Raw genomic sequence first — 6,839 nt, 5'->3', positions numbered from 1 at the left:
GACTGGCGCTGGCCCCGACGCTGCTGGAGGATACGAAGCGTTTTAGCGCAGCGGGCGCTCCGCTTGCCCTCGTCATCGCCCCCACGCGCGAACTGGCGCTGCAGGTCAAGCGCGAACTCGAATGGCTCTATGAAGTGGCAGGCGCCACCATCGCCTCCTGCGTCGGCGGCATGGATATGCGCAACGAAAAGCGTTCGCTCGAACGCGGCGCCCACATCGTCGTCGGCACTCCGGGGCGGCTCTGCGACCATATCCGCCGGGATTCGCTCGACATATCGGCGCTACGCGCCGTGGTCCTGGACGAGGCAGACGAAATGCTGGACCTCGGCTTCCGCGAGGATCTGGAATTCATTCTCGAAACGGCGCCGGCCGACCGCCGCACGCTGATGTTCTCGGCGACCGTCCCGCGCTCGATTGCGACGCTTGCCAAGAACTATCAGCGCGATGCCGTCCGCATCAGCACCGCATCCGAACAGAAACAGCATGGCGATATCGAATATCGTTCGCTGGTCGTCGCCCCGGGCGACCGGGAAAACGCGATCATCAACGTGCTTCGCTATTACGAGGCGCGGAATGCCATCGTCTTCTGTTCAACCCGTGCCGCGGTCAATCACCTGACGGCCCGCTTCAACAATCGCGGCTTCTCGGTGGTGGCGCTCTCCGGCGAACTCAGCCAGAACGAACGTACCCACGCGCTGCAGGCCATGCGCGACGGCCGCGCCCGTGTCTGCATCGCGACCGACGTTGCGGCACGCGGCATCGACCTGCCGGGCCTGGAACTGGTAATCCACGCCGATCTGCCGACCAATCCCGACACCTTGCTGCATCGAAGCGGACGCACGGGGCGTGCGGGCCAGAAGGGCGTTAGCGCGCTGATCGTCCCCGTCAATGCGCGCCGCAAGGCCGAAAGGCTTCTGGAAAATGCGCGCATCACCGCGACCTGGGCGAAACCACCGTCGGCGGACGAGGTTACGAGCCGCGACGATGAGCGCATCGTCGCCGATCCGGCATTCGACGAACCGCTCCGCGACGACGAGCAGGCAATCGTGCGCGCCCTGATCGACCGCCACGGTGCAGAGAAGCTGGCGGCGGCCTTTGTGCGGCAATTCCGCTCCGGCCGCTCCGCGCCGGAAGACCTCGCCAATGTCTCGTTCGGCGACGACCGCAGGAAGAGTCCGCGCGATGCGGCCGTGATGTCGCGCGACGATTTCGACGCACCGCGCGCCGACTTCACCGACGGCAGGTGGTTTTCGCTCTCTGTCGGCCGCAAGCAGAACGCCGAGCCGCGGTGGCTGATCCCGATGCTCTGCCGTCACGGCAAACTTTCGAAGCGCGACATCGGCGCGATCCGGATGCAGCCGGAGGACACCTATGTCGAGTTGACGGCCGAAGGCGCCGAACGCTTCCTTTCGGCGATCGGCCCGAACCGCACACTGGAAAAGGGCATTCGCGTCAAGGCGCTCCCGGGCACCCCGGATCTCTCCCAGCAGCGACAAGAGAAAACCGCCTTCGCGAAGAAGCAGTCGCCCGACGCTGCACGCGAGGATTTCAAGCCGAAGCGTAAGTTCGAAAAGAAGCAGCCTTTTAGCCAGGATGCGCGTCTTGAAAAACGGGACGAAAAGCCCCGGAGCAAGAAGGGCAAGCCCGAAGCGCAAAAGGACGCGGGCGGGTTCAAGCCCAAGGCGAAACGCGCCAACGCCAAGAACCGGCAGCACTAGGCAGCACTAGATAGTCGGCCTGACACCTTCGTTGATGCGCGTCGCATTCTTGCCACGGCGGGAACGCGGCGCGCGAAACGCCGGCCGGGAGACCGCGGAGCCCCATGGCGAGCGCCTTGCGCAGCGCGAAAATACCTGCGTCTCTTCGAACATGGTTCGATGAATACCAGCGCTGCGTGTGTCGCAGAGATGTTTTTCTCCAAAACATGCATACCACGCCGCTGACATTCTCTTTGCGGGTCGATCTCGCACGTTTCCTCCTCGAAAAGCGCCACGATTGCGCTATTCTGCGAAAAACAAACGCACAGCCGCAAAGGAGCAGACCATGAGCCTCCGTATCAACCAGACAGCCCCCGACTTCACCGCTGAGACCACCCAAGGCACAATCAATTTTCATGAATGGATCGGCGACGGCTGGGCCGTCCTCTTCTCCCATCCGAAGAATTTCACGCCCGTGTGCACCACGGAACTTGGCGCCATGGCCGGAATTGAAAACGAATTCCGCAAGCGCGGCGTCAAGATCATCGGCATCTCCGTCGATCCCGTCGAAAGCCACAGCAAATGGAAGAACGACATCAAGGTCGCAACCGGCTTCGACGTCGAGTATCCGCTGATCGGCGACCGGGACCTCAAGGTGGCCAAGCTCTACGACATGTTGCCGGCCGACGCCGGTGATACGGCGGAGGGCCGCACACCGGCCGACAATGCCACCGTTCGTTCGGTCTATGTCATCGGCCCGGACAAGAAGATCAAGCTGATACTCACCTACCCGATGACGACCGGCCGCAACTTCAACGAGATCCTGCGCGCCATCGATTCGATCCAGTTGACCGCCAAGCACCAGGTGGCGACACCGGCGAACTGGCAGCAGGGCGAGGACGTCATCATCACCGCGGCGGTGTCCAACGAGGACGCGATCCAGCGCTTCGGCTCTTTCGATACGGTCCTGCCCTATCTCCGGAAGACGAAACAGCCGACCGCATAACGTCAGCGGCTCAGGCGTCCGAATATGCGGCCCATGAAGCGCCTACTCGGCGTTCATGGGCCGTCGGCTTTTCGAAGGCCGGCCGGGCTCAGGCCTCCAGAAACCGCAGCCCTGCCACGGCAACGATGATCATCGCGATGCAGACGAGGCGAAGCCAGGACACCGGGTCACCGAAAAGCACGATGCCGAGCACGGTGATGCCCACGGATCCGATGCCGGTCCAGGCGGCATAGGCGGTGCCGGCCGGCAGCTCCCGCATCGCGATCGTCAGGAGGTAGACGCTGCCGAGTGCCGCCGCGACACCGATGATGCTTGGAACGAGCCGCGTCCAGCCTTCGGCATATTTCAGCGCAAGGCCCATGGCGATTTCGACGGCGCTCGCCGCCAGCAGGGTGATCCATGCCATTGCTATCTCCATCCAGATTTTCAACTCTGGACCCAATCTGGTAGGGTAGGCACCTAAGGGCAATTACGCACCTTTTGGTAACTATCAGAATGTCTTCCGAACCGGCAGAGAAATCCGCGGCCTCGACGCCGAGCGTCTTCGACCCGACCTGCTCATCGCGCCACGCGCTGGAGCTTGTCGCCAGCAAATGGGCGATGCTGATCATCTCCGCCCTGGATGAGGGGCCGATGCGCAATGCCGCGCTGATGCGCAAGCTCGGGGATGTGTCGCAGAAGATGCTGACGCAGACGCTCAAAGAACTGGAGCGCAACGGGCTCGTGATCCGCGACGACAAACAGACCGTGCCGCCGCACGTCGAATACCGCCTGAGCGCGGTCGGGCGGTCGCTGAGCGATACGCTTGTGGTTCTTGACCGCTGGGCCGAAACCCATTTCGGGGAACTCGATGCAGCGCGCGAGCGCTATGACGCGGGACGCCGCGATTGAGCTGCGTCAAGCTTCGTTCGGTCTACTCGCCATCCATCTGCGACTGTGCGATCACCTTCACCGCCCAATCGGCGAAAACCCGCAGCCGGCTGCTCAAATGCCGGTTGGGTGGATATACGAGATAGATCGGCGCCGGTTCGATCTGCCAATCAGCGAGCACCGGCCTCATCGCACCGGATTGCAGATCGTCGCGCACCATGAAGCGTGGTGCCTGGACGACTCCGAGACCTGCCCGCGCGGCGGCAAGATAGGTCGTCGCTTCGTTTGCCGCGACAGCGTAACGGCCTTTGACCTCGATCTCCTCATTTCCTCGCTTGAAATGAATCGGCATCGGCTGCCCGGTCTGCGGCCGGAAATAACCGACGACATAGCAATTCCTCTCGAGGTCGGCCGGATGCTGCGGCGTCGAGTGGCGATCGAGATAGGCCGGTGACGCGCAGGCGATGAAGCTCATTTCCGTAATGCGCCGGGCGATCAGCGACTGGTCGGTCAGCGTGCCCACGCGGATCGCACAATCGACGTTTTCGGCGACATAGTCGATCGTCCGATCCGAAACGCCGAGATCGATCTGGATGTCGGGATATTTCTTGTGGAACTCGGGCAGCGCGGGAAGGATAACGAGGTTGGCGATCGCACTCGCCATTTCGACCCGCAACCGCCCCTTCGGCAGGCTCTGCGCGCTCGACAGGCTGCCGTCGAGTTCGTCGAGATCGGAAACAAGGCGGGCCGCTCGTTCGTAATAGAGTGCGCCGTCGGGCGTCACCAGAACGCGCCGCGTCGTGCGGTTGAGCAATTTGGTGCTTAGGTGCGCTTCCAACCCCTGGATGAGGTTGGTCACCGTCGCCTTCGGCATATTGAGCGATACGGATGCCCGGGTAAAATTGCCGGTCTCCACCACTCGAAGAAAGGCGCGCATGGCCGTGAGCTGGTCCATTTTCAATAACCGAATTGTTCGAAATACCGAATAGTGTAATCAGAACCCGCCGACTATTCCAGACAAAAGACAATGTTATGCTGCAAACATCGCGGGCTGTCCCTCATCTAGGGATTGTCCTATGGCAGAGACAAGAGAGATGAACACGCATTTTACGGAAGAGACGATGCAGACGGCCCACGGGGCGTGCCGCGCGCGCGTCTACCGAGGCGCGTCGTTGCTCGTTCCGCCTCCGGTGGTGCTTCATTTTCACGGCGGTTCCTTCGTCGGGGAATCGGTCGCGGCCGGCGAGAAAGTTGCGAGCGCGCTTGCTGCCGCTGGGGCCGTGGTCATTTCGCCGGAATATCCTTCGGCGTGCCTCAGCCCGTTCCCGGCGGCGCTCGAGGCTTCATACGCCATGCTGTCGTCGATGCGTAGCCGCTGTCCGCAGTTCGCGCACAAGAAGTCCATGCTGTTCGTTGCCGGGGAGGAAGCGGGCGGAAATCTCGCAGCCGGCCTGGCCCTGATGGCACGCGACCAGTTTCTCTCGGACCTCAAGGGGCAGATCCTGCTGTCGCCCCTGCTCGATCCCTGCATGGCGACGGCGTCGTTCCGCAAATTCTGTCCGCAGAGTTCGGTGCAGTCCATCGCCGAAGGCTGGCAACGCTATCTCGGTGAACGCAGCGGGCTGACCCACCCCTACGCGGCCCCCGGGTATTGCACGCGATTGCAGGGGCTTGTTCCGGCCCTCGTCATCACCAGCGAGCAATGTCCGATGCATGACGAAACGGAGGCCTATGCGGAGCGCCTTCGCCAGGCCGGGGTCCCGGTAAAAATGCACGTCCTGCCGGGGAGCGCCACCTGGCTGCCTGCCAACACCTCGTCGCAGGAAAACTGGCCCGCGCAGGAACAGACCATATCCGGCATTTTCTCCCGCTTCTTCCAGGATGCAGGGGCGAAGCCAAACTCGCAGATGAAAACGAACTAGGCCGGCTCCCAACCGGCAAGGAGAAAACATGACGTCGACCGTTACCCGCCGGGTCCTTTGGGGCGCCGGCCTGAGCATCCTATTGTCCATCGCCGGGGGAACCGCCGTGTTCTTCGGCGTGCCCTATCAGTACAAGGCCGACGCCGCGACTGAAACAGCTGCGGCGCCTGCCGTCCCCGTTTCGGTTGCGAAGGCGGAATCCCGGCGGATCACGACCTGGGAGAGCTTTTCCGGACGGCTCGAAGCGATCGAGCGCGTCGAGGTGCGTCCCCGCGTTGGCGGCGCCATTCTCAAATCGCATTTCCGTGAAGGCGCACTGGTGGAGAAGGGAAACCTTCTCGTAACCATCGACCCAGAACCTTATGCTGCCGCCGTCGAGCGTGCAGAGGCTCAGGTCGCCGCGGCCGAGGCGCGGGTTGCACTCGCGAAAACCGAGCTCGAGCGCGGCCGCAAGCTGGTCACTACGAGCGCGATACCGCAAAGCGGAGTCGACCAGCGCCTAAGCGTCTTCGACGAGGCTCAGGCGAATGTCCGCTCGGCAAAGGCGGCGCTGCGTTCCGCCCGGCTGGACCTGCAATATACCGAAGTTCGCGCACCGATCTCCGGCCGCGTTAGCAGGCTTGAGGTGACGGCCGGCAACCTGGTCGCCGCCGGCTCCGCCTCGCCGGTCCTGACCACGCTCGTCTCGATCGACCCGATCTATGCGAGCTTCAACGTCAGCGAGGAAGTGGTCGCGGCGGCTCTCGCCAAGCTCTCCGCTTCGGCGGCCGGCAGCGCGATCGAGAGCATTCCCGTGCAGATCGGCACCGCCGCCGACGAGGGAACGCCGATCAGTGGCCACATCCAGCTCATCAACAACGAGGTCGATGCTGCAACCGGTACCATCCGCGTGCGGGCGGCGCTCAAGAACGCCGACAGCAGGCTGATTCCGGGACAGTTCGTCCGCATCCGCATCGGCGATCCGGCTCCCGCGGAAAAGCTGGTGATCAGCGACCGTGCCATCGGCTCGGACCAGGACAAGAAGTTCGTGCTGGTCGTCAGCGCCGACAACAAGGTCGAATACCGCCAGGTAACACTCGGACCGACCGCCGATGGCCTTCGGATCGTCGAAGCCGGGCTGAAGGCGGGCGAGAGCATCGTCGTCAATGGGCTGCAGCGCGTCCGACCGGGCGTCCTCGTTGCCCCGCAGCCGGCCGAGGAAGCGACCGCTTCGATCGCCAAGCGATAGTTGAACGCGCCGCCTCGCCTCTCTCGAGGGGACGCGCGGCGGCGCCCGACCGAACATCAAAGTGCATGCTTCCACGCTCGCGGTGAGCATTCTCGCCGCGGATGCCTGGTTCTTGC

7 protein-coding genes are annotated in these 6,839 nt (G+C 63.2%); 5 read left to right on the top strand and 2 right to left on the bottom strand.

The window, feature by feature from the left end; all coding sequences use genetic code 11:
• Both QN219_RS16815 and QN219_RS16810 read left to right on the top strand, forming a co-directional pair.
• A partial coding sequence (locus QN219_RS16815) for a DEAD/DEAH box helicase (protein ID WP_284000875.1) occupies positions 1-1,718 on the top strand: 1,718 nt, incomplete at its 5' end.
• A gap of 325 nt (positions 1,719-2,043) precedes the next feature.
• Positions 2,044-2,703 carry a peroxiredoxin gene (locus tag QN219_RS16810; RefSeq protein WP_269278763.1) on the top strand — a complete coding sequence of 220 codons (660 nt, stop codon included), beginning with the start codon at positions 2,044-2,046 and terminating at the stop codon, positions 2,701-2,703.
• An 88-nt stretch (positions 2,704-2,791) separates the two neighbouring features.
• Here the strand turns inward: QN219_RS16810 and QN219_RS16805 are convergent, their stop codons facing one another.
• Entirely contained in the window at positions 2,792-3,109 is a 318-nt protein-coding gene (locus QN219_RS16805) for a multidrug efflux SMR transporter (protein WP_284000873.1), read from the bottom strand.
• 89 nt (positions 3,110-3,198) lie between these two features.
• Between QN219_RS16805 and QN219_RS16800 the strand changes: the two genes are divergently transcribed.
• Positions 3,199-3,594, top strand: a complete 396-nt coding sequence (locus tag QN219_RS16800) for a helix-turn-helix domain-containing protein (RefSeq protein WP_284000872.1) — start codon at positions 3,199-3,201, stop codon at positions 3,592-3,594.
• A 22-nt stretch (positions 3,595-3,616) separates the two neighbouring features.
• Here the strand turns inward: QN219_RS16800 and QN219_RS16795 are convergent, their stop codons facing one another.
• Positions 3,617-4,528: a LysR family transcriptional regulator gene (locus QN219_RS16795; RefSeq protein ID WP_173511079.1), complete on the bottom strand. Its 912-nt coding sequence runs from the start codon at positions 4,526-4,528 to the stop codon at positions 3,617-3,619.
• Positions 4,529-4,667: 139 nt separating this feature from the next.
• Between QN219_RS16795 and QN219_RS16790 the strand changes: the two genes are divergently transcribed.
• Both QN219_RS16790 and QN219_RS16785 read left to right on the top strand, forming a co-directional pair.
• Positions 4,668-5,495: an alpha/beta hydrolase gene (locus QN219_RS16790; RefSeq protein WP_284000893.1), complete on the top strand. Its 828-nt coding sequence runs from the start codon at positions 4,668-4,670 to the stop codon at positions 5,493-5,495.
• Between the two features lie 28 nt (positions 5,496-5,523).
• Positions 5,524-6,723 (top strand): efflux RND transporter periplasmic adaptor subunit, encoded by a 1,200-nt coding sequence (locus QN219_RS16785; protein WP_284000871.1) that lies wholly within the window; start codon positions 5,524-5,526, stop codon positions 6,721-6,723.
• Positions 6,724-6,839 lie beyond the last annotated feature (116 nt).

Origin of the sequence: Sinorhizobium sp. 8-89 (genome assembly GCF_030124325.1) — a bacterium.
GTDB lineage: Bacteria > Pseudomonadota > Alphaproteobacteria > Rhizobiales > Rhizobiaceae > Sinorhizobium.
This window is presented reverse-complemented; position numbering and strand designations above follow the sequence as displayed.